This is a genomic window from Acinetobacter sp. 228, from assembly GCF_048147885.1.
The window spans coordinates 1-1,137 of the sequence record NZ_JAYWYV010000473.1; the positions used below are offsets into that span (position 1 = coordinate 1).

The window sequence follows — 1,137 nt, forward strand, 5'->3', positions numbered from 1 at the left end:
TTTGCGAATTAATCTTGGGATTTAGCCAAGTAATTTGCAATGACCCCACAGACCATTAACTGGATTTGGTGAAAGATCATAATTGGTAAAACAATCATACCTAAAGGTTGGCCAATAAATAAGATTTGTGCCATAGGTACACCACTGGCCAAGGTCTTTTTTGAGCCACAAAAGAACACTGTAATTTGATCAGCTCGATTAAAACCAAAAGCGCGCGGTAAATAAAGTGCAAGCAGCATAATAATGGTGAGTAAAACAGAACAAGCAATGGTCAAAAGCAGTAAGGTTTTCCAACTCACCTGATGCCAAAGTCCCGCAACCACTGCCCCACTAAATGCACCATAGACCACCATCAAAATTGAACCTTGGTCAAATGCTTTTACAATACTTGGTACTTTTGCCATATATGGAAAAACATAGGGACGAAGTAATTGCCCTAAAACAAAAGGCACTAATAGCAACAAAGTAATTTGTATAATTGAAGATGTAGGATCAAATCCGTGCTGACTTTGTCCTAAAATAAAGAAACTGACTAAAACTGGCGTAATAAACATACCTACCAAATTTGAGAAAGATGCGCTACATACCGCCCCTGCCACATTCCCTTTTGCAACCGAAGTAAATGCAATAGAAGACTGAACAGTAGATGGCAAGAAACACATAAACAAAAAACCCCAATAGAGCTGCTGCCCTAATAAAGGTAAAAGAATAGGTTTAGCCAATAAACCAATAGCAGGAAAAATAAAGAACGTAATTGCAAATACCAGTAAGTGCATTTTCCAATGCAAAATACCTTCAATGACTGCCTCACGAGACAGCTTGGCACCATGCAAGAAAAATAAAATAGCAATCGCGACTGTAGTTAATGTATTGAAATACTGCGCAGCTTGACCACTGACTGGAAAAAAAGTTGCTAGTAGTACCATGCCAACCAACAAAATTGTAAATCGATCAAGTGCCAAGAACTTCAGCATGTTCACATCCTATGATTATTTTAGATAAAGAAAAGCCCAGTTGATAAATTGACCATTTGGTCAAGCCTTCATCATACTGGGCTATAAAAATAAAGCTAGACTTTTAAGACCTAAATCTTAAAGCGCCTGAGTCATTTATTTAATTATTTCTAGCATTTGCGTC

Annotated in this window: 1 protein-coding gene; it reads right to left on the minus strand. The window is 37.6% G+C overall.

What is annotated here, in order from left to right; genetic code table 11:
- Positions 1-8: 8 nt before the first annotated feature.
- Complete coding sequence (locus VXQ92_RS19965) at positions 9-980, minus strand: bile acid:sodium symporter family protein (protein ID WP_001984712.1); 972 nt, start codon at positions 978-980, stop codon at positions 9-11.
- Positions 981-1,137: the final 157 nt, after the last annotated feature.